The 26,167-nt window shown below is 60.8% G+C and carries 19 protein-coding genes and 1 pseudogene; 7 read left to right on the top strand and 13 right to left on the bottom strand.

Annotated features, from left to right (window positions below):
• Positions 1–195: 195 nt before the first annotated feature.
• The gene (locus tag FBY12_RS17055; protein WP_256663329.1) at positions 196–2,472 is read right to left on the bottom strand and encodes an autotransporter domain-containing protein; all 2,277 of its coding nucleotides are present in this window, start codon (positions 2,470–2,472) and stop codon (positions 196–198) included.
• A gap of 459 nt (positions 2,473–2,931) precedes the next feature.
• Between FBY12_RS17055 and FBY12_RS17050 the strand changes: the two genes are divergently transcribed.
• Positions 2,932–3,210, top strand: coding sequence for a helix-turn-helix domain-containing protein (locus FBY12_RS17050; RefSeq protein WP_145254202.1), 279 nt, complete (start codon positions 2,932–2,934; stop codon positions 3,208–3,210).
• Positions 3,211–3,225: 15 nt separating this feature from the next.
• Here the strand turns inward: FBY12_RS17050 and FBY12_RS17045 are convergent, their stop codons facing one another.
• Both FBY12_RS17045 and FBY12_RS17040 read right to left on the bottom strand, forming a co-directional pair.
• Positions 3,226–4,089, bottom strand: coding sequence for an amino acid ABC transporter permease (locus FBY12_RS17045; RefSeq protein ID WP_145254200.1), 864 nt, complete (start codon positions 4,087–4,089; stop codon positions 3,226–3,228).
• The gene (locus tag FBY12_RS17040) at positions 4,086–4,907 is read right to left on the bottom strand and encodes an ABC transporter substrate-binding protein (RefSeq protein WP_145254198.1); all 822 of its coding nucleotides are present in this window, start codon (positions 4,905–4,907) and stop codon (positions 4,086–4,088) included. Before FBY12_RS17040 ends, FBY12_RS17045 begins: the two co-directional genes overlap by 4 nt.
• Positions 4,908–5,018: 111 nt before the next feature.
• Between FBY12_RS17040 and FBY12_RS17035 the strand changes: the two genes are divergently transcribed.
• Complete coding sequence (locus FBY12_RS17035) at positions 5,019–5,903, top strand: homocysteine S-methyltransferase family protein (RefSeq protein WP_145254195.1); 885 nt, start codon at positions 5,019–5,021, stop codon at positions 5,901–5,903.
• A gap of 120 nt (positions 5,904–6,023) precedes the next feature.
• Here FBY12_RS17035 and FBY12_RS17030 read toward each other — a convergent pair whose 3' ends face one another.
• From FBY12_RS17030 to FBY12_RS17020, 3 genes are read right to left on the bottom strand one after another with little or no spacing between them, the layout of a single operon-like run.
• Complete coding sequence (locus FBY12_RS17030; RefSeq protein ID WP_145254192.1) at positions 6,024–6,695, bottom strand: GNAT family N-acetyltransferase; 672 nt, start codon at positions 6,693–6,695, stop codon at positions 6,024–6,026.
• A 19-nt stretch (positions 6,696–6,714) separates the two neighbouring features.
• Positions 6,715–7,161 (bottom strand): GNAT family N-acetyltransferase, encoded by a 447-nt coding sequence (locus FBY12_RS17025; protein WP_145254189.1) that lies wholly within the window; start codon positions 7,159–7,161, stop codon positions 6,715–6,717.
• Between the two features lie 9 nt (positions 7,162–7,170).
• Complete coding sequence (locus FBY12_RS17020; RefSeq protein WP_145254186.1) at positions 7,171–7,794, bottom strand: FMN-binding negative transcriptional regulator; 624 nt, start codon at positions 7,792–7,794, stop codon at positions 7,171–7,173.
• A 103-nt stretch (positions 7,795–7,897) separates the two neighbouring features.
• Between FBY12_RS17020 and FBY12_RS17015 the strand changes: the two genes are divergently transcribed.
• Positions 7,898–9,451: a PLP-dependent aminotransferase family protein gene (locus FBY12_RS17015; protein ID WP_145254183.1), complete on the top strand. Its 1,554-nt coding sequence runs from the start codon at positions 7,898–7,900 to the stop codon at positions 9,449–9,451.
• A gap of 486 nt (positions 9,452–9,937) precedes the next feature.
• Here the strand turns inward: FBY12_RS17015 and FBY12_RS17010 are convergent, their stop codons facing one another.
• The 7 genes and pseudogenes from FBY12_RS17010 to aspA form a co-directional block, all read right to left on the bottom strand.
• Positions 9,938–14,521, bottom strand: a complete 4,584-nt coding sequence (locus FBY12_RS17010; RefSeq protein WP_145254180.1) for a dermonecrotic toxin domain-containing protein — start codon at positions 14,519–14,521, stop codon at positions 9,938–9,940.
• A gap of 138 nt (positions 14,522–14,659) precedes the next feature.
• Positions 14,660–15,773 (bottom strand): annotated as a pseudogene (locus FBY12_RS17005) (polyamine ABC transporter substrate-binding protein).
• 12 nt (positions 15,774–15,785) lie between these two features.
• Entirely contained in the window at positions 15,786–16,817 is a 1,032-nt protein-coding gene (locus tag FBY12_RS17000) for a histone deacetylase family protein (RefSeq protein WP_145254177.1), read from the bottom strand.
• A gap of 260 nt (positions 16,818–17,077) precedes the next feature.
• Positions 17,078–18,070, bottom strand: a complete 993-nt coding sequence (locus FBY12_RS16995; RefSeq protein WP_145254174.1) for an AraC family transcriptional regulator — start codon at positions 18,068–18,070, stop codon at positions 17,078–17,080.
• A gap of 161 nt (positions 18,071–18,231) precedes the next feature.
• Positions 18,232–19,236, bottom strand: coding sequence for an asparaginase (locus FBY12_RS16990; protein WP_145254171.1), 1,005 nt, complete (start codon positions 19,234–19,236; stop codon positions 18,232–18,234).
• Positions 19,237–19,375: 139 nt separating this feature from the next.
• Positions 19,376–20,839: a sodium:alanine symporter family protein gene (locus FBY12_RS16985; RefSeq protein WP_145254168.1), complete on the bottom strand. Its 1,464-nt coding sequence runs from the start codon at positions 20,837–20,839 to the stop codon at positions 19,376–19,378.
• Between the two features lie 525 nt (positions 20,840–21,364).
• Positions 21,365–22,789 (bottom strand): aspartate ammonia-lyase, encoded by a 1,425-nt coding sequence (gene aspA, locus FBY12_RS16980; RefSeq protein WP_008150027.1) that lies wholly within the window; start codon positions 22,787–22,789, stop codon positions 21,365–21,367.
• 180 nt (positions 22,790–22,969) lie between these two features.
• On the opposite strand from aspA, the gene FBY12_RS16975 reads away from it, so the two are divergent.
• From FBY12_RS16975 to FBY12_RS16960, 4 genes are all read left to right on the top strand, one after another.
• Positions 22,970–23,878 (top strand): LysR substrate-binding domain-containing protein, encoded by a 909-nt coding sequence (locus FBY12_RS16975; protein ID WP_092275949.1) that lies wholly within the window; start codon positions 22,970–22,972, stop codon positions 23,876–23,878.
• 332 nt (positions 23,879–24,210) lie between these two features.
• Positions 24,211–24,702: a 5-(carboxyamino)imidazole ribonucleotide mutase gene (purE, locus tag FBY12_RS16970; RefSeq protein WP_019694319.1), complete on the top strand. Its 492-nt coding sequence runs from the start codon at positions 24,211–24,213 to the stop codon at positions 24,700–24,702.
• An 11-nt stretch (positions 24,703–24,713) separates the two neighbouring features.
• Positions 24,714–25,796 carry a 5-(carboxyamino)imidazole ribonucleotide synthase gene (locus tag FBY12_RS16965; protein WP_145254165.1) on the top strand — a complete coding sequence of 361 codons (1,083 nt, stop codon included), beginning with the start codon at positions 24,714–24,716 and terminating at the stop codon, positions 25,794–25,796.
• 106 nt (positions 25,797–25,902) lie between these two features.
• Positions 25,903–26,148 carry a GlsB/YeaQ/YmgE family stress response membrane protein gene (locus tag FBY12_RS16960; RefSeq protein ID WP_008030708.1) on the top strand — a complete coding sequence of 82 codons (246 nt, stop codon included), beginning with the start codon at positions 25,903–25,905 and terminating at the stop codon, positions 26,146–26,148.
• Positions 26,149–26,167 lie beyond the last annotated feature (19 nt).

Genomic DNA, 26,167 nt, shown 5'->3' with positions numbered 1-26,167 from the left:
CCGCGATACACCGCTTTAAACCTCGGGGGGGCATGTGCTCCCCTTTTTTTTGTCTGAATATTGGGCTCACAACGATCCCTTGTAGGAGCGAGGCTTGCCCGCGAAAGCGTTGTATCAGTCAGCTCCGATTTCGACTGACCCGCGGCCATCGCGAGCAGGCTCACTCCTACAGGTTCGGTGTGTGTCAGGTGTTGATCAGAACGCCATTCGCCACTGGCCCATCACGCCGTGGCTGCGGCTGTCGTTGCCAATTTCACCGTTGTAACCGACGCCCAGCGTATGCCGGGGCGAAACGGCGAGGTCCAGTCCGGCATCGAGCATCAGGCTGTCACGGTCCAGCGCCGCGCCTTCAACGGTGTAAGTCTTGCCGCCGGTGACCAGTCTTTGCCGGGTTTTGCTGTCGACATCGCCGTAGGTGTGTTTCCAGCCAGCGCTGAAGCGCGGCGTGACTTGCATACCGTTGTCCAGCGTATTGAGCTGCGCCAGGCGCAGGCCGAAAGTGCCGCTGAAATTGTCGCGGGTTTGCCCATGAACTTGCAGCTTTGCCGCGCCACCCTTTTCGGTGTAGCTGTCGCGGTGATAGCGCTGGTAACCGATGTTGGCGAAGGGCTCGGCGCTGATCGTGCCGTTACCGAGGTTGTAACCGAACTCGGCGAATGCCTGTTGAGTGTTGGCGTCGTAGCGACCCTTCGGACGATCGCTGAAACCATTAAAAGCGATCTGGCGTTTGGTGCTGCCCGCATGCTTGCCATGACTCGCCCCCAGACGTATCGCCAGCGGTCCACTCTGACGCAGCGCATAGGCGCCGAGGTGCCAACTGTCGAGGTCGCCGTCCAGCCGGCTGCCGTCCAGCCGCGTGCGCGATTTCGCGCCGATGACACCGAGGCTCCATTGCTCGTCGAGTGCCCAATCGGCGCCTAATACCAAGCCTTTGGTCGAGTGTTGCAGCGCGCTGCTGACATGCCCGCGATCCACCGTGCCGCCATTGCCGAGCGCCTGGAACCACACTCTGCCATCCGCATCGTCGCCCGCCAGACTCGGCGCCGAGTTTTGCGCATTGAAGTTGCCACGATCCATCTGCCGCATGGCGGAGAGCATGCTGCTGTTCACCGGATCGATACTGCGCAGAGTAGCGTTTGCCAGATTGGCATTGATCCCTGCGGCTAACTGCTCGATGGCAATGGCAGCGGTGGCTTTGTCGGAACCGAGCAGGGCGGCGATTGCGGCGTTGGTTGGCAAGTCAGGTTTTGCCGGCGCTGCGGCAGGTTGGGTGGCTGGGGATGATCCCTGGAGGCTTGCTGGTTCTGGAGGGGGAGGCACAATCACTTGAGCAATGGAAGTTTCAGGTACTTCCACCACGTTCTGTATTGGCGCAGATAAGTCCGTCTCGGAGACGGAAGCTTCAGCAGACGCGGGATCCGGCATTTCGATGACCAGCTTTGGCGTCGAATCGACTTCAAGCGGCTCCGGCATCGGAGGTAACGTTGACGCTACGAGCGACGTCTCGGGGGCGGGGATAGAAGGCATGTGGATAGGCGTTTCGTTAGTCGCCACTGTTGTTGTCTCAGGAGGCTTGGAAACTTGCTCCTCACTGACACTGTTACCCAGCGCGCGTCCGTTCTCCCCCAGAGCGAAGTTCTCCAAAGGCACATCATTGCGGGTGAACGTCAGGCCGACACTATTTGCTTCGTAAGTCGCAGCAGGTGTGAAGAAGGCCAGATCACTAATCAACTTGCCGAACACGCCGTCGACCTTACTCGCCGTCATCACTACGTATTCGCTGCTTAATGGATATTCACCCGTCACGGCGACAACCTTCAGCGTGGCGTTTCCAAGTTGAGCATCACCATCGACCTGAATAGTTTGGCTTTGGCCATCGGCGTTCACCTCATAAGCCAACTCTGCCGTGTCTTGCAGTTCCAGATTGCCTCGCACATGCGGCGCTCCGTGCAACGCATTCACTTCCAGCCGACCCGCAACCTGCAAGTGGTGGACCGAGCCTTTGCCGCGAAAGGTCGCGCCTTTATCGACCGATACCTGCCCGCCGATACGTCCCAGGTTGGTCAACGATGCCTTGTCGGCGACCATCGCGCCTTCATGGAAATCGTTTTCTCCCGTTCGTGTCCAAAAACCTCGTTTGATGAACAGCTGGTTGAAATTCTTGCTCTCTCCCAATGCACCACCATTGAGCGTATCGAGTTGCAAAATATTGAGGCCGCCGCCGCCATCAACGATTCCGTTAAAGCGGCCGCGACGGCTGACCATCACCAGATCGTCGTCATCGCCCAGTTTCAACGCGATGCCGTCAGAGCCAGAGGCTCTAGCTGTGACTTCTGTTTTAAATGTTTCCGGACGGTTGATAAATGTTTCGATCGCCGTCAGATGCGCCGCCGGCAGTGGCAACGAAGGAGCGGGGTTTTGAGCATGCGCGGAAGTGGCATGGCCCAGCGCGATAGAGATCGCCAGCGCCATGCAATGCGGTCGAAAAGTGTGCCTGATGGACATCGGGTTCAGCCTCTTTTGGGGTGAGGCCAAACTGTAAAAGTCGATCCGTTTTGAGTCTGTCAGCCAACTCCTGACGCCTCGAAAGGCATGGCGACGGCGCCTGTAGCCGAAACCATTGCAGACTTCGGCTGCTGAGCATTTCACCCACTGATCAGACGCTTTTCCCTACAACCATCGCAGACGCTTCCGTTGGCGAAATGTTGGAAACTCAACTTCAAATGCGCAGTCGATCTGCGTTGGTGCTTGAGCGCTGCGCGTGAATAAGCTCGTCGGCAATTGCTCGGGTGCAGCATGTAGAGGAGGTTTTCCGAGGGATGAACCTTTGAATATGCATTCTGTTGCAGTTTTGAACAGGTTATTGACCGCGAATCAGCAATATATTGCATTCCCTCAAACCAACAGAACTCCCCCTATCGAGATCCCTAAATGCCTCTTTCGATCGATATTCGTGGCCAACTGATTGAGAGTTGTCTGAGCGGGGTAGCCGACGACACCCTTTCAATAAACGAAGCAGTCCGCCGCTTGCGTGTTGAAGTGACCGGATTCAACCAAACCCAATTCGCGAGGATGTGCAAAATTTCGGTGCGCACGCTGGTGCATCTTGAGCATGGGGAGGGGAACCCGACGCTGAAGTCGCTGAATGCCGTGTTCCGCCCGTTTGGCTTGAAGATGGGCGTCGTGCGGCTGCGGCGCGATTTCAGCTAAGCGTCCGATTTAAGGCTAACCCCGGCCCAAATACGCCTTCCCATAATGCCGCTCCATCCGCGCCTGGATCAGTTCAAGCCCAATCGACATCACCCAATAAATGATCGCCGCCGTGGTGAGCATTTCGATGTAGCGGTAGCTTGATCGGCCATAGGATTGCGCGAGGAACATCACTTCCCAAACGCCCATCACCGAGATCAGTGACGAGTCTTTGAGCATCGAGATGAATTGGTTGGTGGTCGGCGGGATGATGGTGCGCATGGCTTGGGGCAGGGTGACGCGCCAGAAGATCACGCTTTCGCGCATGCCCAGGGCCAGGGACGCTTCGCGTTGGCCGTGGGGGACGCCGAGGATGCCGGCGCGGAAGATTTCGCTGAGGTAGGCGCCGTAGTTCAGTGACAGCGCGATGATCCCGGCGGCGATGGCGCCCGGGACGATGCCCAGTTGCGGCAGGCCGAGGTAGATCAGCAGGATCTGGATCAGCAGCGGCGTGCCGCGAAAAAATGAGGCGTAGAAACTGGCGATGCCGAACGCCACGGCGCTTTTCGACAAGCGTGCAAGCGCGGTGATGAAACCCAGCAGCGACGAGGCGACGATCGAGCTCACGCAGAGAAACAGCGTCAGTGCCGCGCCTTGCAGAAAGCCATTGGGCGCCAGGTGCAGGCCGACGAGGTTCGGCAGTTTGTCGAGAATGATCGAGAACTTCAGGTCGAAGCTCAGGAAGAAACTGGCGAACAATCCGAACATCGCCGCCCACGTCAGGTACAGCCGCGTGCGAAAACCGAACACCCGTTGCAGACGTGACTCAGCCACTGGTTGCGGTACTTGTGGCAACTGCGGCGGCTGTGGAGGTTTTGGAGGTTGGTGAAAAGAAGTCATTTGCTGATGTCGGCGCCGATCCATTTTTGCGACAGCTTGCTCAACGTGCCGTCCTGTTTCAGTTGCGCGAAGACCTCACGCACCTTGCCGTCCCACTGTGCGTCGCCCTTTTCGATGGCCACGGAATTGGGCTCGGAGTACAGCGGATCGCCCGCCAGTTTGAAGCGCTTGTCCTGATTCAGGCGTGGTTGCGCGGTCACCAGATTGGTGAGGATCGCGTCGAGGCGCACCCCGGCGCCGAGGCCCAGATCCTGGAAGGCGACGTTGTCGGTGTCGTACGGCGCGATCTGCACATCCTCGAACGGGTACTGCAATTGCGTGTCTTCGGCGCCTTCGATCACCAGGTTTTTGTTCAGGTAACTTTCGTAGCTGGAAGCGCTGGTGAGGCCGACTTTTTTTCCGCTCAGGTCCTTGGCGTTGTGGATGCGCTCGTCCTTGGCGTTGACCACGATCACCGCGGGCGAGGCGTAATACTCGACCGGGAAATCGAAGACTTCGGCGCGCGCCTTGCTCGGGGTCATCGAGCAGATGCAGATGTCGTAGCGACCGCTCCAGCGGCCGGCGGCGATCACGTCCCAGGACGGCGTTTCGAGGCGCAGTTTGACCCCGAGTTTCTCAGCCACGGCTTTGGCCACATCGACGTCAAAACCGTCGAGCTGGTTCTGCTCGTTGAGGAATGAAAACGGTGGGTAGCTTTCCATCAACACGCCGACCAGCTCTTTGTTCTGCTCGACGCGGTCCAGCGTGGCGCCGCCGAAAGCCTGGCTGGAGGCGGCCAGAATGGTCAGGCCCAAGGCCAATAGCGGTTGAAATTTCACAGTCGATCCCTGAAAAAAAGAGGTTGTTATTAACCGAATGGTGCGTATTAAATAGTTATAAGAACGACTCTGATAGTGAGTTATTTTCATAAGCATATGAGTGAAAAGCATATGAGCGCAGCAAGCACGGTGATTCTGGATGGCGGCATGGGTCGTGAGCTGCAACGTCGAGGGGCGCCGTTCAGACAGCCCGAGTGGTCGGCGCTGGCGCTGAGCGAAGCGCCGCAAGCGGTTGAAGCGGTGCACGCGGCTTATATCGAAAGCGGTGCCAACGTGATCACCAGCAACAGTTACGCGGTGGTGCCGTTTCATATCGGCGAAGCGCGTTTTGCCGAGGAAGGTCAGGCGTTGGCGGCCCTGGCCGGTGAATTGGCCCGGCGCGCGGTGCAAGCGTCGGGCAAAGCGGTGCGTGTTGCCGGTTCATTGCCGCCGCTGTTTGGTTCTTATCGTCCGGACTTGTTTGATGCGGCGCGGGTGACTGAATTGCTCGCGCTCGCGCCGCACGTTGATCTGTGGTTGGCGGAAACCCAGAGTTCGATCGTCGAGGCGCGGGCGATTCATGCCGGTTTGCCGCAGGACGGCAAGCCGTTCTGGTTGTCATTCACTTTGAAGGACGAAGACACCGACGAAGTCCCGCGTTTGCGCTCCGGCGAACCGGTGGCCGAGGCGGCAGCGGTCGCGGCGGAGTTGGGCGTCGAGACGTTGCTGTTCAATTGCAGCCAACCGGAAGTGATCGGTGCGGCGATTGATGCCGCACGTGAGACGTTCGAGCGTTTGGGCTTCAAGATTCACATCGGCGCATACGCCAATGCCTTCCCGCCGCAACCGAAAGAAGCGACGGCCAACGATGGTTTGGACCCGTTGCGCGACGATCTCGACCCACCGGGTTACTTGCAGTGGGCGGCGGACTGGCAGACGCGTGGTGCAAGTCACTTGGGCGGCTGCTGCGGAATCGGGCCGGAGCATATTGCGGTGCTGGCTCAAAAACTCGTGTGAAGCCCGTCGCGAGCAAGCTCGCTCCCACAGGGTTTTGGGTTGACCACAAAATTGTGATCACCCGCTATCCAGTGTGGGAGCGAGCTTGCTCGCGATAGCGTCCTTGCAGGCATTAAAGATTTACCCGCGGCACTCAGCCAAGGTTTTCACCTGCCCCGAATCCGTCTGATTTTCATCCGAAAGCCACTGCTCGAATGCCGCGCCAATCACCGGCCATTCCGAGTCCAGAATCGAATACCACGCGGTGTCGCGGTTCTGTCCTTTCACCACCATGTGCTGGCGGAACACGCCCTCGAAGCTGAAACCCAAACGCTCGGCCGCGTACTTGGAGCGTGCATTGCCGTTATTGCACTTCCACTCCAGGCGCCGATAACCCAAGGCAAACGCTTCCTTGGCGAGCAGATAAACCGCCTCGGTGCTTTTCGGTGAACGTTGCATCGGCGCGCCAAAGGTCACGTGGCCGATTTCGATGCGGCCCTGCGCCGGGACGATCGACATCAGGCTGAGCAAGCCTTGCACGTCGCCGCTGGCACGGTCGATCACGGCGAAGAAATACGGGTCGCTGCTGGCCGCATGGTTATTCAGCCAATCGTTGAACACGCTGCGTTGCGGAAACGGCCCGTAAGGCAAGTAATCCCAGAGTTTCGGATCGGCGCCCGGGCCTTCCAGCGCCTGGAACAAGCCGTCGGCGTGGCGCGCCGGGACGAGTTTTTCCAGGCGAATGAAGCGCCCTTCGAGCAGTTGCGTCGTGGGCGCGGGGGCGCCTTCCCAGTCCGCCAGTGAAGTGGTCATTTGTTGTTCTCCTGAAACCTTAAAGGGCTTTGCGAAACTGGATAAAACCGGGACGCTCGGCGATGCGCTCGTAGAGCTGGATCGCGGTCGCGTTGGTTTCGTGGGTCAACCAGTGCACCTTGCAGCAACCATCAGCCTTGGCCGTGGCGTAGACGAATTCGATCAATTGCCGGCCGACGCCGGTGCCACGCATCTGCGGCGCCACCAACAAGTCCTGCAAGTAACAGGAATTCTCGATGCTCCAGTTCGAGCGATGGTAGATGAAATTGACCATGCCCACCGCGTTGCCATCGGCCCAGGCAAGCGCCGAATGGGTTGGCTCGCCGGTATCGATCAGGCGCTGCCAGGTGTTTTGGCTGACGGCGTCGGGCAATTCGGTGTTGTAGAACTGCAAGTACGCTTGCCACAACGGCAACCACGCGACGTGGTCGGCGGCGGTGACGGGGCGGATTTCGATCAGGTTCATGGTCATTCCTTAACGCATCAATTGGGCGAGGATTTGGTCCTGCGCGTCGGGGCTGGCGGCCAGCCCTTCGCGCACACCGGCAACGTCGGCGGCCGCGCGGTTCTGGCTGAGTTTGCGTTTGCCTTGCAGACGCTCGATGGGCAGCGCAAATCCGACGATGGCGCGGAGCATGCCGTCGATGTAGTCGGCGGGCGCGTCGGCGACTTTCCACGGTTCAGCGCGATTCGCTTCGTGGCGATCGGTGAGCGCGCTGACCAACGTGTGCAAGCGCTCGGCGTCAGTGAACACTTCAGCGCTGCCGTAAGCGTGCACGGCGACGTAGTTCCAGGTCGGCACGACTTTGCCGTGCTCGGCTTTGCTCGGGTAGAAACCGGGGCTGACGTAGGCGTCGGCGCCGGCAAAAATCACCAGTGCTTCGGCGCCGTTCTGCAGGTCCCTCCACTGCGGATTGGCCTTGGCCAAGTGCCCGTAGAGCGTGCCATTTGCACCTTCTGCGGGCTCCAGCAGCAACGGAATATGGCTGGCCTGCAAGCCTTGCTCGCCGTGAGTGACCAACATGGCGAGGCGCGTGCCGAGGATCTGCTGCTGCAGTTCCGACAAATCTTCGATGGCGAATGAGCTGGGGTTGTACATGGAAATTTCCCTTGGCGAATGGCCCCATCCTAGGCAGGCTATTGGTCCGTTGTAAGAGCCATTAACGGCCAATTTCATAGGTCCATTCAGTGCGAGAACAGCGATGACCAGCGAACCGTTGTCCTTGTCCTTCAACCCGGCCGGCATCGAACTTGACCCGCGCCAAGGGCTGAGCCGACAGCTCTATCAAGCCTTGCGCGCGCGGGTGCTTGACGGTCGATTGGCCAGCGGCACGCGTTTGCCGGCCACTCGCGATCTGGCGGCGGCGTTGTCGATTTCGCGCAACAGCGTGGTCCGCGCCTACGACCAGTTGTACGCCGAAGGGTTTATCGAAGGCCGGGTCGGCGACGGCACTTACGTCGCACAATTGCCGCAAACCGCGCTGCCGGCAAAAAAACTATCCACAAAACTGTCCACAGGCTTATCAACAGGCTTACCCACAGCCTTATCCACAAATTGGCTGGATTTACCTGTGATTCCATCCAGTAAAGTTATCCACAATGCAGCTTTGCAGCGGGTCGAAAACAACCATTTGGCCCTGCCGCCCAGTGGTCCGCCGAAGGCTTTTCGGGTCGGCGTGCCAGCCTTTGATCTGTTCCCGTTCGAGGTGTGGGCCAAGCTCAATGCGGCTTTCTGGCGCAAACCGGATTTACAGCAGTTGTGTTATGGCGACCCTGCTGGCGATGAGCGATTGCGCGGGATGATCGCGGCCTATTTGCGCAGTTCGCGCGGCATGCAGTGCACGGCTGAGCAAATTGTGATCACCAGTGGCGCGCAGCAAGCGATTAGCCTTTGTGCACAGCTGCTAGTGGAGCCGGGCGATGGCGTGGCGATCGAGAATCCGGGCTACCGCGCGGCGGGTCATGCATTCGCCGTGGCCGGTGGCCGATTGCACGGCGTGGCGGTGGACGGCGAGGGGATCAATTGCGCTGAGCTGGAACGGCTCAGCGATTGCCGCTTGGCGTATGTCACGCCGTCTCATCAATACCCGACCGGGGTGATCATGAGTCTGGCGCGGCGTCTGGAATTGTTGGCGTGGGCCGAGCGCACGCAAGGCTGGATCGTCGAAGACGACTACGACGGCGAGTATCGCTACAGCGGCGCGCCGCTGGCACCTTTGGCGGCGCTGGATCGGCAGGGGCGCGTGTTGTACGTCGGCACGTTCGGCAAAGTGGCTTTCCCGGCATTGCGCCTCGGTTATCTGGTGTTGCCGCCAGCGCTGGTCGATGCGTTCTCGCGGCGCCGCGCCGTAGACGTGCGGCATTCGGAAGTCAGCACGCAAGCGGTGATGGCCGAGTTCATTGCCGCCGGGCATTTCCAGCGACACATCCGGCGCATGCGTCGCGCCGCGTTGAGTCGTCGCAATGCGCTGCTGGCCGGTTGGCCGAAGGATATTCCGGGCGTCGGCAGCCTCCCCAATGTCGCGGCAGGCCTGCATTTGACGGTTGCGGTGGAGAGCGTCGCTCGCGAGCGCGAACTGGTGGCGCAAGCGGCGGCGGTCGGCGTCGAGATCAATCCGTTGAGCAGTTATTGGTTGGCCGATTCCACTCGGCCGGCGGATCAGCGCGCCGGGTTGGTGCTGGGTTTCGCCGCTGTGCCGGAGGCCGATATTCAGTCGGCGCTCATGCGTTTGCGGAGTGCCTGGGGTTGCGACTGACCCCGCCAAACGCTGATTCCCTGTAGCAGCTCCCGAGCCCGCGAGGGTGCGTTCGAGAACGCAGTTCTCGCCTTGGGATTTACGACTGCTGCGCAGCCGGACGCAGCCTCGCAGGCTCGGCAGCTGCTACAAATGCGGGACGCAGCCTCGCAGTTGCGACTGACCCCGCCAAACGCTGATCCCCTGTAGCAGCTCCCGAGCACCGCGAGGGTGCGTTCGAGAACGTAGTTCTCGCCTGAGGATTTACGACTGCTGCGCAGCCGAACGCAGCCTCGCAGGCTCGGCAGCTGCTACAAACGCGGGACGCAGCGTCTCAGTTGCGACTGACCCCGCCAAACAACGATCCCCTGTAGCAGCTCCCGAGCACCGCGAGGGTGCGTTCGAGAACGCAGTTCTCGCCGGGGCATTACGACTGCTGCGCAGCCGAACGCAGCCTCGCAGGCTCGGCAGCTGCTACAAATGCGGGACGCAGAGCTGCTACGGGATTCAACTATTTGTTGCGGGCGGTTTTATCGGTTCGAGGTCGAGAAACAGCGAGCGCGTCAGCGGATCGTTGATTCGGCGCAGCACGTAATCCATCGGTTCAATCAATTCGAGTTGTTGACGCAGTTCCGGCTCCAGCGTTTGCAGATAACTGTCGGCAACTTTCAGGTGCGCCGCGGTCGGTTGGCTGGCCGGGCTGTCGGCTGCCTCGTAGTGAAAGTGCGCGACCCATAGCGGCTGATCGCTGCGCGTGGTGTCGAGTATTCGATATTCCTGAAAATAGTCTTTACGATTTTTGGTTTTGATCCGCCCCAGTTCGTTGCGTACGACGGTGACTTGAGTGTTCTGATGCAACCACTGGAAATACTCCTGACGCGGTTTGCGTTTTTTCAGCATCGACGCTCGCACGTTGATCCCGGCGGTGCGCAGTTGCTCGGCGCCGCTGCGCAGTTCGGCACTCAACGTCGAGACCGGCGGCGGCTGACCGGTTGCGCTGCGGATGTTGGCAGAAGCGATATCGACGGCTGCGGCTTCATCCTCATATTTGAGCGCTTGCTGCTCGAACAGATGCTGCATGTCGGCGGGGATGCGGTTGGCGCGTTCGGCGTCCTTGCGCGTGCGCGTAATGAAACTCTCGACTTCAAGATTGAGCCCCAGCGCGTCGGCAATAACTTCTATGTCCTTTCGAACCGGTTTGGCCGGTTGCTCGCTCTTGGGCATCAAACGCTTGAAATGAGCCGTTTGCGTCGGCAGCTCGGTGGCCGTTGACGAGTTGCGCGGGCGGGTTTTCGTGACTTTCACCTGCAGGCGCGACGGCCCTGCAACGGCGGGCGTTTCTTCCTGCTCGACGGCCCACTCATCTTCCGGCACAAGCGCCGAGAGCTGCGCCTGGGCAATTGTCTGGAACTCCTTGATCTGGTCATGCAAACGCGCCACTGCTTCAGGATGGGTCATGGCAGGGTATTGCTCGGGCAAGTCTTCGAGCCGTTGCAGTGCATCGGCGAAAGTGTCGGTCAGTTGCGACAGCACATCGATGCGTTGCGCGGCGGACGTTGGCGCCTGCGCGGGTTTCAGCAGATCGTTGAGTTCGTGACATGCTTGCGAGGCATCGACCACGATGTCCGCCACCGCCGCACGGGCAAGCGGCATCATTTCGCTGGCCTGTTCCTGCACGCATTGCTCGTACGCCATGCCGATCAGGTTGGCTTTGTAATCCAGTTGCGAGTAGCGCGGCATCAGGCTTTTGATCGTGTGCGACGCTTCGCGGGAGGCGCGGCCCAACACTTTCAGACCTTCCAGAGCTTCCTGCGCCCAGCCGATGCGCTGGATGATTGCCTGCGACACCTCGGTGGCTCGGCCAATCCTCGGCAAGTCGCCGCCCACGGGCAGATTGGGGTTGATCGCGCCTTCGCCGGTCATCGGCGCAATGATCGTCGAATACAGATCGCCCTTCACCGTGAACCACAGCGACAGGTATTTTTCCAGCAAGGTGGTCAGGCGCAGCATGTCGTAGGTGTAACCGATCGTGCCGCCCAGTTGTCGCCACTCGCCGAGTTGCGCGAGCGCTTCGCGGTAGTTGTCGATCACGCTTTCGATGCGGTCGGTATACGCCTTGGCTTGCGCTTCGTAGTCATCGCCGAGCGTCAGCAGCAACGCGTCCTGCAATACCTGCACTTCATCTTTTATCGCCGTTTCCTGACGTTTGAACGCCTGGATCTTTTCCTGCAAGGCGTCCTTGCGCTGCTCTTTTTGCAGGCGGATGGCTTTCAAGCGGCTTTTCAAACCGCCGCCGCGCAGGCGCAGGCGCGTATCGACGTACCAATTGCCGTGCAGGTCATGAATCAACAACGGCCCATTACGCATCGGGCTTTTGCGATTGAAGATTTCCACTTCGTCATCGCCATTGGTCATCACCTCGAACCAGCGTGTGCCGACCCTCGCGTAACATTTGTCGTCGAGCTGGTACAGGTGCGGCGGGGCGCTTTTGAGGATGGCCACGTCGGCATTGCTCAGGTCCGGCGCGTTGACTTTCAGGGTGTCCAGATAAGTACCCAGCGGGCCTGGCGCGCGGCGCGGAACCGAGGCGGTTTCTTCCAGGGTGGTGGCATGTTCCAGCGGCAGTTGGCCGGTCAGCAGGTGGCTGTCGAACGTCATGGTGGTCGCGCCAGTCGCCGGTGCCAGCAAGCGCGGCACCGATTTTTGCTGCAGCGAGCTGCGGCGTTTGCCGGGCCTGCGCTCGACCTCGATGCGATTGCGGCGCTGACTGGCGCGGTGGATCAGGATCATCCCCATGGTCATCAGCACGTCGCCAAGCGACGTCCATTGCACCAGGCTGTCGCCGCGTTCGCGTGCTTCCAGCCCTTGCTGCAATTGCCCGATGCATTGCCAGACCCACGCGGCGGTGCCCACCGGGCCGGTGAGAAAAGTCGAGGCGATATTGAAAATCGCCCAGCCACTGTCGCGCAGCAGTTCCCAGCGCCGCTCGCCGTTCGACAGCGATTGCCGATCCGCTTGTTCGACCAACGTGTTGGCGTTGCTGGCAAACAACGTGGGTAACAGGTTTTCGCGAATTTCGTCGGTGCCCAGGCTGATCGGCCCGCTCAAATCGAGGTTGAACAGCATCTCGATTCCGGTTTGCGTGGTCAGCCACGGTGACGGCAGGCCGACCGGAAACACGTACTGCGAATATTCGAAACTGAGCGCGGGGGTCGGCAGCCAGGCCAGCACCGAGTCGCGCAGTTCGCCAGGCTGGTGGATAGCGTAAATCATGTTTTGCAGCGAGGCGAATTGCAGCAGCGGTTGTTCCAGCGCCGGACGGTAGAGCAGGCACGGACTGTTGTGCGGATGCCGTGGGCCGATGATGAACATGTTCGCCACGGTATCGCCCGTCGACAACAAACGATGGCGCGGCACAAAACTCAATGGGCGGATGACGATGTCCAGCGACTCCTGCGGCGGGTGACCTTGCGCCCGGTCCATCAACTCACAGACGTAGCGATAACCCGTCGCGTTGACGCCGCCGTCGTTTTGCAGCGTGCATTCCAGCGCCTTGAGTTTGAGCAGGTCGGGCAGCAGGCTGACATACCGTTGCAGCTGATCGAGTGCCAGCGTGTCATCGTCGATGAGGTGAGCCTTGAGCAGCGCCGGGTAGTTTTTGCCGACATCGACCTGCTGCGCAATTTTCACCAGGTACGGCACCGTCAGCCAGGCAGGGCAGGCCTGATTGTTTAGAAATTTCAGCGCAGCTTTGTACGGCGTGTTGTTCTGCAGGGCGAACTGGCCGAGGGTTTCGACGTGGGTTTCCTGCGAGTTGGGCAGGGTGAAGGCGCCGACGCTCAGACTGCTGACAACCACGATGCGCAGTTCCTCCAGGGGCAGCGCAGCAGCGTCATTGGCATGCGCGCTGCGGTCCGCGATGATCGCGTTGCGCATCTGTTGCTCGGCATATTCGCTGATCAACTGGATGTCGTTGAGCCCGGAAGCGTTGCGCAGTCGGCCCTGATTGGACAGGTAATGGCCGTAGGCTTGCAGGTCGGACGCGGAGGCGTTGGCCAGCCACGCGGGTATCGCCGCTTCGAGTTGGTCAAAGTGGACCTTTTCTTCGGCGCTGAAATGCCCGGTGCCGCTGGAGGCCGGTGAAAACGGCAGCGTGGTTGCATCGGCCGAAGATTGCAGCGAAGAGATCGCTTCCATTTGCCCGGCGATCAGCGCCCACGCGACGTAATCGAACACGTTGCCATCCGGTTCGAACAGCCGCCATTGCCAGGTATGCCCGGTGTCCTCCATGCCCATGCGTGTCGGCAGGGAATCGCCCAGCGCTTGCATGGACTCGAAAGTTTCGTAGCCGCCCTCGATGCTGTGCAGCAGCAGAATATCGCGGTTGTTATGAGTCGCCTTGAGCACGATCGCGCCGCTGAGCACGACGTGGCGGACGTTGCCCGGCTCGTCGTAATCGATGTCGATCAGGCACGCCTGAATGCCGGGGATCGCGGTGTTGGCCGTGGCTCGCTCGGTTTTGTCGGGGTAGGCGGAAACGGCCCGGGCGACTTCGCAGTCATCGGCGGTCCAGCCTTTGATCTGTTGCAGGTTCAAGGCTTTTCTCAGGGAGTCGCTGAGTTCATGCCAGCGCGGTTTGCCGCTGATTGGCGCGTTCCAGTAAGCGAGTTGCTGCTGCTGGAATTCGATAAACAGCAGCGGCGCGTAGTTGTTCAGCAGGTTGGCGATGTCCTCGATGCTGACCGCCAGTTGTACGGGGTATTCGGTGAGCGGCGCGGGGGTCAGGAAGTGCTCGCCTTCAATGAAGTTGGCCGCTTGTGCCGAGCGACTTTGCGCCAGCAACGTGGTGGTCATGGTTTCGATCAGCGGCTCGAAGCTGTTCAGCAATTCACCCGCCGGCTCCCAGTGCGGGGTGACGATCAAGGTGCGATCCGGATCGATGTGCAGGTTCGGGTACAGCTCGTGCAGCGCTTCGCGCAACAGTTTTGCGCCGACTTCCCGCAGGCTGGGGCCGCGGCTGGTCTGGTAGATCAGCGCACTTTTTTCCTGCAGCAGCATGGCGTTGTTGAGGTGTTCGGGCGGGGAGGTCATGGTCGGTTCCTTGTTGACCGGGGCATTACGGAGTGGCCCACGGTAGGAAACGCGATGCTGCTGCGGGTGGTAGTTATTTATCGCAGGCAAAAAAAAGACCCGCGCGCGGCGGGTCTTTGCTCAGGCAGGGCGGCTGTGTCAGGTGCCCGATTTGATCTTGGTCCAGACCCGCGTGCGTGCGCGTTCGGCATCACGCGGCAGCGGTTGCAAGGTGTAGAGCGTGCTCATCGCCGACTCGGTCGGGTACAGGTTGGGGTTGTTGCGGATCGCCGGATCGACCATTTCGGTAGCGTCCTTGTTCGGGTTCGGGTAACCGACAAAATCGCTGACCGGCGCAATCACCTGCGGTTGCAGCAGGTAGTTGATGAAGGTGTAGGCGTCTTGCGGGTTCTTCGCGCCTTTGGGAATCGCGAGCATGTCGAACCAGATCGGCGCGCCTTCTTTGGGCAGACGCATGTCGACCACGACACCGTTTTTCGCCTCTTTGGCGCGATTGGCGGCCTGGGAGAAACTGCCGCTAACCGACCGCGACGCAGATGTCTCCGTTGGCGATGTCGGCCATGTATTTCGAGGAATGGAAGTACGTCACGTACGGCCGAATCTTCATCAGCAGCGCTTCAGCCTTTGCGTAATCCGCCGGTTTTTTGCTGTTCGGGTCCAGCCCCAGGTGTTGCAGGGCCAGCGGCAGGATCTCCGACGGCGAGTCGAGCAGGGCGACGCCGCACTGCTTGAGCTTGCTGATGTTTTCTTCCTTGAAGATCAGGTCCCAACTGTCCACCGGCGCGTTGTCGCCGAGCGCGGCTTTGACTTTGTCCGGGTTGAAGCCGATCAGGATGGTGCCGTACATGTACGGCACGGCGAATTTGTTGCCGGGGTCGTTGGCCTCGATCAGCTTCATCAACTTGGGATCGAGGTGGTTCCAGTTCGGCAACTTGCTGCGGTCCAGCGGCTGGAACACCCCGGCTTCAATCTGCTTGGCGAGGAAAACGTTGGACGGCACCACCACGTCGTAACCGGAATTGCCGGTGAGCAACTTGGCTTCGAGCGCTTCGTTGGTGTCGAAGATGTCGTAAACCAGTTTGGTCTGGGTGTTCTGCGCTTTGAAATCTTCCAGCGCTTTGGGTGTGATGTAGTCGAACCAGTTGTAGACGCGCAACGTCCGTTCTTCGGCGTGGGCGGCGCCACTGAGCAACGTCGCGCACAGCATCGTGGGGACGAACGCTGGAGCGATAAAACGCTTGAGTCTGTTCATCGTTTTACTTCCTCAATGGGCGCTTTCAAAACCTTCGAGAACGTTGACGGCGTTGATGCCGATTTCCTCTACCGCGTAGCCACCTTCCATGACAAACAGCGTCGGTTTGCCGAGCTTGCCGATGCGTGCGCCCATGGCCAGGTAATCCGGGCTGTCGAGCTTGAACTGCGAGATCGGATCGTCCTTGAACGTGTCGACGCCCAGCGACACGACGACGATGTCGGCACCGTACTTTTCGATCTCCTGACAGGCCTGCTCCAGCGCGGCGCTCCAGGTCTGCCAGCCTGAGCCGGCGGGCAAAGGGTAGTTGAAGTTGGAGCCTTCGCCGGCGCCTTCGCCCAGTTCATCGTCGTAGCCGAGGAAGAATGGGAATTCGGCTTCCGGGTGGCCGTGGATCGAGGTGAACAGCACATCGCTGCGCTCGTAGAAAATCGATTGCGTGCCGTTGCCGTGGTGGTAATCGACGTCGAGGATCGCGACTTTCTTGTGGCCCTGATCGATGAAGGCCTGAGCGGCAATCGCCGCGTTGTTGAGGTAGCAATAACCGCCCATCAAATCGCTGGCGGCGTGGTGTCCCGGCGGCCGGCACAACGCGAAAGCACTGCGGGCGCCGCGCTGGATCGCCGCTTGCGCGGTCAATGCCACTTGCGCGGCGCTGTACGCCGCTTGCCAGGTGCCGGCGGTGATCGGCGCGCCGCCGTCGAAACTGTAATAACCGAGCTGCCCGTGCAGGCTGGTCGGCATGATCCGCCGTAGCGTGCGCGCCGGCCAGGTGTAGGGCAGCAAGTCGCCGTCCGTGTTGTATTCGGTCCAGCGCGCCCAGGCACCTTTGAAGAATTCCAGATAGGCGTGGTCGTGAACACGCTGGATCGGCCCGAGGCCGAAGTCCTGCGGCGCTTCCACCGCGCCGAGTTGGCGATCCTTGACCCGTTGCAGCACATGGTCGGCGCGCGAGGGCATTTCGAAGCAGGGCAGCAGTTGCCCGTCCATCAATTCGCAGCGGCCGTGGTGCAGGTGGTGATCGTCTGAGTAAATCGTCAGCATTTTGTTGTTCTCCGCAGGCTGATTCGGTTGCACCCAGTCTTGCCTCGCGCGGCGTTTGGGAGAACGGCAGGAGAGGCCAAAAGGGGATCGATATGGCCAAAACCTCTGACCGCAATTCGCCCCTTGTTGGCGCGCGCCTGCCCCCGAATGACGCAGAACCCTTAGGAGCGAGGCTTGCCCGCGAAGGCGTCCTCGCGAACTCTAAAAGCTTCGCGGGCAAGCCTCGCTCCTACAGGGATTTGATTCCTGCGTCGTGGTGCTTAAGGGCGGAACTGGCTCGGCGCGACACCGCTCCAGCGCACGAACGCGTGGCGGAAACTGGCGGTTTCGCTGAAGCCCAGCGCCTCGGCGATCTGGTAGATCGGCAGTTGATCGTCGCAGAGCATTTGCTTGGCTCGCTCGAATCGCAGCTCATCGAGCAGCTCCTGATAGCTGCAGCCCAAATCCTTGAGATGCCGGCGCAAAGTGCGCGCCGAACATTTCATCTGCGCCGCCAACCCCTCAAGTCCCGGCGCCGCGTTCAATTGCGCGCCGAGCAACTGGCGGATCCGCCCGAGCCAGGCCTGGCGCCCGGTGAACTCGGTGTTCTGCTTGCGGCAACGTTCGGCCATGGCTTGATGGGTGATGACATCGGCCAGCGGCAACGGCTGATCGAGCCACGCGCGGTCGAAGGCAAAGGCGTTGTCCGGCGCACCGAAGCTCAGGGGGCAATTGAAGTGTTCGGCGTAGGTCGCCTGATAATCCGGCGCCGCGTGCTCGAAGCGTGCGCCGAGCAGCGGCAGCGGATGGCCGAGCAGGTCGTCGCAGATGACTTTCAGCGACACCAGACAGAATTCGGCATTGAACACCGCCAGCGCCGGGTTCTCCCGATAATCGGCGGCGACGAACCAGACACGCTCGCCGTCGTCTTCCAGGCTCAGCTCGAAAAGTGTTCCCAACAGCGCCGGATAGCGCATCGCCAAGCGCAAAGCGTCACCGAAGGTGGCACTGGTGAGCAGCGCATAACCAAGCATGCCGTAGGACGAAACGTGCATGCGCCGGCCCAGTTCCAGGCCGATATCACGCTTGAGCGCGACCGCATTGGCGCAGACCTGCATCTCTTGATTGGTGGTTATGCGCGTGTCCGCCCGGCTCAAATCCGCCGCGCTGATGCCGCTGCCAGCGAGCAACGCTGCGCTGGACAAGCCTTCGGCGCGGAAAGTGCTGAGCACCAGGGAAACCGCGTTGAGGGTGGTGAGGTGCGAGTGCAGCATGGGGGCTTCCAGCCTTGGGATGCTGGAATGGAGCAAGTTATATGCCCGCTGGCACGATCAAGGCACTCAATAACACCTGTAGGAGCGAGGCTTGCCCGCGAAGCTTCTGGCGTCTTCGATGACGCTGCGCGGGCAAGCCGTGAGACAAGGGCGGTGTGGGGTCAGCTCAGTTCGCCGCACAGGTCGAGTTCGACCAGGCGTCGCACTTCGGCGTTTTCCAGCCCCGAGCCGAGCAGCGCGTGCAATTTGCCGAACGCCGCTTCGCGGGTCATGCCGCCACCGGACAACACGCCAGCGCCGCGCAAGCGACTGCCAGCCTCGTACACATCCAGCTCGACGCCACCTTCATGGCATTGCGTGACCGCAACCACCACCACGCCGTTGTCCCGCGCGCGGACCAGCGCGGCGAGGAACTCGGGGTTGTCGCTCGGCCCGGTGCCGCTGCCGTAGCATTCCAGCACCAGACCCTGAATGCCGCTGTCGAGCAGGCCGTTCAGCACGTCGGCGCCGATGCCGGGGAACAGCGGCAGCACCGCAACGTTCGCGAGGTTTTTCGGCTGGTTACAGGTCAGTTCTGTCGGCAATGAAGTCGCCTTCACGCCGCCGCCCTGACGTTCCAGGCGCTTGAACGGATGGCGGCCGAAACTGCGCACTTTCGCGCAGCGTGTCGGGTCCAGCAGTTCGCCGTGGAAGTACAGGTGCACGCCCGGCGCCAGGCCTTGGCCGAGGGCGACCAGAGCACCGCCGAGGTTTTCCCAGGCATCGCTGTCGGTCACGCCGGCCGGCAACATCGAGCCGGTAAAACACACACGCGCGTGCAGGCCGAGCAATTGGAAACTCATCGCCGCCGCGCTGTAGGCGAGGGTGTCAGTGCCGTGCAGGATCAACACGCTGTCGCAGCCCTGCACGTCCACCGCATCGACCACCGCTTCGCGCAGTTGCTGCCAGTAGGCGGGCGTCATGTTGGCGCTGTCGATCAGCGGGCTCATCTCGCGAAAGCGCCACTGCGGCACCACGAGTTGCGGTTGGCTGTGCAGGTATTCGCGCATCCGCGCTTCGAAACCGGAGGCTGGGGCCAGACCGGCAGCGCTGGCCTGCATGCCGATGGTGCCGCCGGTGTAGAGCACCATGACGTGCTGGGCGGCAGGATAGGTCGAGGAATTCATGGAGATCTCCGAGAACGATGACGTCCGGTGTAGGAGTGAGCCTGCTCGCGATGGCGGCGTTTCAGTCAACGGTGAAGTTGAAGGTTACGACCGCTCGCGAGCAGGCTCGCTGCTACAAGGTTTTTCGCACTTTAACCGATCAGCGTTGCGCTGCGGCTACGTCTTGCGGCTTGGCTTGCGTCGCGGCTTCAACCTTGGTGGAAGCGGCTGGCGGGTTGGCTGGCCAGGCTTGCAAGTCGAGGTCGAGGTCCGGGAACTTGCTCGAATCGAACACCGGCGTCTTGATCCCGGCAGCGCGCTGGTCGTCGTAGTCACGCAGCACGCGCATGGCGATCTTGAACAGCAGGAACAACGCGATCAGGTTGACGAACGCGAGCATGGTCATGGTGATGTCGGCAAACGCGAACACCGTGCCGAGGTTTTCGATCGCGCCCCAGTAGATCAATACCAGCACCAGCGCGCGATAAGCCATCAGCGCCAAGCGGTTTTCACCGATCAGGAACCGCAGGTTGCTCTCGCCGAGGTAGTAGTTGTAGAGGATCGAGGTGAACACAAACAACGACAGCGCCACGGAAATGAAGCTGCGGCCCCAGTCACCCACGACAGCGGCCAGCGAGTTCTGGGTCAGGGCAATGCCGTCGCCCTCGAAGCCCGGCGTGTAGAAACCCGACAGCAGGATCAGCAACGCGGTGCAGGTGCAGATGATGAAGGTGTCGAGGAACACGCTGAACGCCTGAACCACGCCTTGCGCCACCGGGTGCTCGACCGACGCCACCGCCGCCACGTTGGGCGCACTGCCCAGACCGGCTTCGTTGGCGAACACGCCGCGTTTCACGCCCATGATGATCGCGCTGCCCACCAGGCCGCCGAACGCTTGATCCAGACCAAAAGCGCTTTTGACGATGGTCATCAGCATCGCCGGTACGTGGTCGAATTGCAGCACGATCACGTAGAGGGTCACGCCGATGTACACCAGGGTTTTCACCGGCACCAGCAGGTCAGCGACCTTGGCGATGCGCTTGATCCCGCCGATGAACACCAGACCGAGCAACACCGCCAGCGCGGCGCCGGTGTACATCGGGTCAAGTTCGAACGCGTCTTTGAGCGAGTGGGTCACGGCGTGGGATTGCAGGCCGTTGAAGGCAAAACCGAAGGTCACCAGCAGCAGGAACGCCATGACCATGCCCAACCAGCGCTTCTGCAAACCGTGCTGAATGTAATAGGACGGGCCGCCGCGATAGGTGCCGTCGGAGTCGCAGCGCTTGTAGAGCTGGCCGAGGGAACATTCGAAGAAGCTGCTGGACATGCCGACCAGCGCGGTCACCCACATCCAGAACACTGCGCCCGGGCCGCCCATGGTCACGGCGATGCCGACCCCGGCGATGTTGCCGGCGCCAACGCGACCGGCGAGGCTGAGCATCAGCGCCTGGAACGAGCTGAGCTGACCGGCGCTGCTTTTGAGGCTGTCGCGAAACACCGCGAACATATGGAAGAAATGGCGCAATTGAACGAAACGCGAGCGGATCGTGAAGTAGCCACCGAGCCCGACAATGAGCACGATCAGTACTTTCTCTGAGAGGAAGCCGTTGATGACTTCGAGCATGGAGTATTCCTCGCTGTTTTTTGTTTAAGCAAATGCTGGACTGGCAGAAACATCGCGTTACACCGGTTCGCGCAGGGCAAAACAGGTGAGGCGAATGTGTCGTCCCGGAGTTCCATATCGCGGAGTTTGTTATTAGTTCGGGTTTCGCATGGGTTTGGGCCTCGTTACCGACGACCGCTCACGCGAAGAGGGGCGGCACTATACCTATCCGAGTGCCGTCCGTCTGCACGGTAGCGGTGCAAGCGACGAAACGAAGCCTTTGAAACACCTGGCATTTATGGCACCGGGCTTTTGTAGGAGTGAGCCTGCTCGCGATGCAGTCACCGCGACCTTTGCAGTTGCACCGCGTGATCGTTCATCGCGAGCAGGCTCACTCCTACAGGAGGTGGACGTCCTTCAAAAGTTAAAAAAAAGGGCTTGGGGAATAAATCCCCAAGCCCTCAAAAGGTGAGAGGTGTCTAGTCCCTCGACCTGGTGAGCGTGGCTCTCGTGCCCTTGGTGACAAGGGCAAGAACCGGCGTTTGGTCAGGCCTTGAGAGGCACCAGACGCGGAGCAATCATGTTTTCCGGGCGCAGGATGTCGGCGAGCATTTCGTCGTCGAGCAAGCCTTCTTCGCGCACCAGTTCCAGCACGCCGCGGCCGCTTTCAAGGGCGATACGGGCGATGCGGGTGGCGTTTTCATAGCCGATGTACGGGTTCAGCGCGGTAACCAGGCCGATCGAGTGCTCGACCAGTTCGCGGCAGCGCTCTTCGTTGGCGGTGATGCCGACGATGCAGTGTTCGCGCAGCATGTCCATGGCGCGTTGCAGCAGGCGGATCGAGTCGAAGATCTTGAACGCGATCAGCGGCTCCATCACGTTCAGTTGCAGTTGCCCGCCTTCAGCCGCGATGGTCAGGGCCAGGTCGTTGCCGATGATCTGGAACGCTACCTGGTTGACCGCTTCCGGGATCACCGGGTTGACCTTGCCGGGCATGATCGAACTACCTGGCTGACGCGCCGGCAAGTTGATTTCGTTGATGCCGGTGCGTGGGCCGCTGGACAGCAGGCGCAGGTCGTTGCAGATTTTCGACAGCTTGACCGCAGTGCGCTTGAGCATGCCGGAGAACAGCACGAAGGCGCCCATGTCGGAAGTCGCTTCGATCAAGTCGGCGGCCGGCACCAGTGGTTGACCGCTGATCAGCGCCAGACGCTCGACGGCGAGGTGCTGGTAACGCGGGTCGGCGTTGATGCCGGTGCCGATCGCGGTGCCGCCCAGGTTGACTTCGGTCAGCAGTTCCGGGGCCAGCGTCTTCAGACGGGCCAGGTCTTCGCCCAGTGTGGTGGCGAAAGCACGGAATTCCTGGCCGAGGGTCATCGGCACAGCGTCTTGCAGTTGCGTGCGGCCCATTTTCAGGACGTGAGCGAATTCCTGACCTTTGGCCGCGAATGCCTGAATCAGGCTGTCGAGGCTGGCCAGCAGCGCGTCGTGGCCCAACAGCAGACCCAGGCGGATCGCCGTCGGGTAGGCATCGTTGGTCGACTGCGCCATGTTCACGTCGTTGTTCGGGTGCAGGTATTGGTATTCGCCCTTCTGGTGGCCCATGGCCTCCAGCGCGATGTTGGCGATGACTTCGTTGGCATTCATGTTGGTCGACGTGCCAGCGCCGCCCTGAATCATGTCGACCACGAACTCTTCGTGGAAGTCGCCGCGGATCAATCGTGCACAGGCTTCGCTGATGGCAGCGTGCTTGGCTTCGCTCAGATGACCCAGCTCGCGGTTGGCGTCAGCGGCGGCCTGTTTGACCATGGCCAGGCCGACAACCAGCTTCGGGTAATGCGAAATCGGAACGCCGGAGAGACGGAAGTTGTTCACCGCTCGCAGGGTCTGGATGCCGTAATACGCTTGAGCGGGCACTTCGAGTACGCCAAGCAGGTCTTTTTCTGTGCGGAATGATGCAGCGGAGGACATGATAGAAATCATCTCAATATGGACCCGGTCTGTGCCGGAACGCTGCAAATGCTAGGCTTGTGAACAATTTTGGGCCAATGCTGTTAACCGCTGGCCTATGCACATTCGGCATAATGCCGATGTGACGCCGTGTACGCGGCAAACGTGTGAGCTAATTTGGTGCGTGTCCGGGAGGACCTGATGAATCTGGAAAGCAAATGGCTGGAGGACTTTAGCGCCTTGGCCGCGACCCGCAGTTTCTCCCAGGCGGCTGAGCGGCGCTTCGTCACCCAGCCTGCGTTCAGTCGGCGGATCCGCAGTCTGGAAGCCGCGCTGGGCCTGCAATTGGTCAACCGCTCGCGCACGCCGATCGAACTGACGGCGGCGGGGCAGTTGTTTCTGGTGACGGCGCGCACGGTGGTTGAACAGTTGGGCGAAGTGCTGCGTCATCTGCATCACCTTGAGGGCGGGCAGGGCGAAGTCATGCAGGTGGCGGCGGCTCACTCGTTGGCACTGGGCTTCTTTCCGCGCTGGATCGCGCAGTTGCGTAATGAAGGTTTGAACATTGCCACGCGGCTGGTTGCGACCAACGTTGGCGATGCGGTGCACGCGTTGCGCGAGGGCGGTTGCGATTTGATGCTGGCGTTCTACGACCCGGACGCGGCGATGCAAATGGACCCGGAGATTTTCCCGTCACTGCACTTGGGGCAAACCGAGATGTTGCCGGTGTGCGCGGCGGATGCCGACGGCAAGCCGTTGTTCGATCTGGAGGGCGACGCCAGTGTGCCGCTGTTGGCCTACAGCGCCGGAGCGTTTCTGGGGCGCTCGGTGAATCTGCTGCTGCGCCAACGCGCGCTGCGCTTTACCACTATCTATGAGACCGCGATGGCCGACAGCCTGAAAAGCATGGCGCTCGAAGGTCTGGGCATCGCCTGGGTGCCGCAGCTGAGCGTGCGCGCCGAGCTGGCGCGCGGTGAGCTGGTGGTGTGCGGCGGCCCGCAATGGCACGTGCCGCTGGAGATTCGTTTGTACCGCTGCGCGCTGGTGCGCAAGGCCAACGTGCGATTGCTCTGGCGCAAACTCGAGGGCGGCGCCGCGCAAGGTTCCTGAGCAAACCGACTGACCCCTGTGGGAGCGAGCCTGCTCGCGATGACGGGCTTGCATTCAGGAACAAGGTTGACTGACCTGACTATATCGCGAGCAAGCTCGCTCCCGCAGGTGGATTGCGGGGTATTTGACTGACTCTCAAGTCAATAAAACCGCGACTTTTGGCCTTATGACAGATGGTCGCGCAGGGGGCTGTTTATCTGCTTCATTGAGGTATACTGCGCGGCCTTCGGCCGGCTTGACTGGCCATTTTTCGTACAATCGAGCCACGCATTTTTGCGTGGCTTGTTGTTTTTTGACGCGCCCCCGGGCGCCCAGAGAGAAGAGGCACGACGATGAGCGCACTGGTTGGCGTGATCATGGGCTCCAAGTCCGATTGGTCCACCCTTAGCCACACCGCCGACATGCTGGAAAAGCTCGGCATTCCTTACGAGGTGAAAGTGGTCTCCGCCCACCGCACCCCGGACTTGCTGTTCCAGTACGCCGAAGAAGCTGAGGCGCGAGGCATCGAGGTGATCATCGCCGGTGCCGGTGGCGCGGCGCACTTGCCGGGCATGTGTGCGGCCAAGACCCACCTGCCGGTGCTCGGCGTTCCGGTGCAGTCGTCGATGCTCTCGGGCGTCGATTCGTTGCTCTCGATCGTGCAAATGCCCGCCGGCATTCCGGTTGCCACCCTGGCCATCGGCAAGGCTGGCGCGATCAACGCCGCGCTGCTCTCGGCGAGCATCCTCGGCGCCAAGCACCCGCAGTTCCACGCGGTGCTGAAAACTTTCCGTGCTGAACAGACAGACAGCGTCCTGGACAATCCAGACCCACGCATCGCCTGAGGTTGTTGACGATGAAGATCGGTGTAATCGGTGGCGGCCAATTGGGCCGCATGTTGGCGCTGGCGGGCACTCCGCTCGGCATGAACTTCGCTTTCCTCGACCCGGCGCCGGATGCTTGCGCCGCTGCTTTGGGCGAGCACCTGCGGGCCGATTACGGCAATCAGGATCACTTGCGCCAACTGGCCGATGAAGTCGATCTGGTGACCTTCGAGTTCGAAAGCGTCCCGGCCGAAACCGTGGCGTTTCTGTCGCAGTTCGTGCCGGTCTACCCGAGCGCCGAAGCGCTGCGCATCGCCCGTGATCGCTGGTTCGAGAAGAGCATGTTCAAGGACCTGGGGATTCCCACCCCGGCGTTCGCCGATATTCAATCGCAAGCCGATCTGGACGCCGCTGTCGCGTCCATCGGTCTGCCCGCCGTGCTGAAAACCCGCACTCTGGGCTACGACGGCAAGGGCCAGAAAGTCCTGCGCAAGCCTGAAGATGTGGTCGACACGTTCGCCGAGTTGGGCAGCGTGGCCTGCCTGCTGGAAGGCTTCGTGCCGTTCACCGGCGAAGTGTCGCTGATCGCCGTGCGCGCCCGCGATGGCGAAACGCGCTTCTATCCGCTGGTTCACAACACCCACGACAGCGGCATCCTCAAGCTGTCCGTGGCCAGCACCGATCACCCGTTGCAAGCGCTGGCGCAAGACTATTCCAGCCGTGTGCTCAAGCAGTTGAATTACGTCGGCGTGATGGCGTTCGAGTTCTTTGAAGTCGACGGTGGCCTCAAGGCGAACGAAATCGCCCCGCGCGTGCACAATTCCGGGCACTGGACGACTGAAGGCGCCGAGTGCAGCCAGTTTGAAAACCATCTGCGCGCCGTTGCCGGTTTGCCGCTGGGTTCGACGGCCAAGGTCGGTGAGAGCGCGATGCTCAACTTCATCGGCAAAGTGCCGGACACCGAGAAGGTCCTGGCCATTGACGATTGCCATCTGCATCACTACGGCAAAGCGTTCAAGGCCGGGCGCAAGGTCGGTCACGCCAACTTGCGTTGCGCGGATCGCGAAACGCTGGCAGCGCAGATTCTCAAGGTTGAAGCGCTGATTGCCGAATAGTTTCATTTCGGCGCTGCGGAACCTTAATTGCCAATGGTTCTCTGATTGCAGGATGCCAAAGTCTGACTAGGCTTGGCATATCCAAATCATTCAGAGGAAAAGTGCCATGGGAATTATTGGAACCATCTTTATCGGCTTGATCGTCGGCCTGCTGGCGCGCTTCCTGAAACCGGGTGATGACAGCATGGGTTGGATCATGACCATCTTGCTCGGTATCGGCGGTTCGTTGGCGGCCACTTATGGCGGCCAGGCACTGGGCATCTACCAGGCCGGTCAAGGCGCGGGCTTCATCGGTGCGCTGGTCGGTGCGGTCGTGCTGCTGGTGATCTACGGTTTGATCAAAAAGAACTGATCTGCCGACCAAGCCCTCT

Source organism: Pseudomonas sp. SJZ131 (assembly GCF_007828705.1).
In the GTDB taxonomy this organism is placed as follows: domain Bacteria; phylum Pseudomonadota; class Gammaproteobacteria; order Pseudomonadales; family Pseudomonadaceae; genus Aquipseudomonas; species Aquipseudomonas prosekii.
Note: the sequence above shows the minus strand (reverse complement) of the source record. Positions and strands in the feature narration are given on the sequence as shown.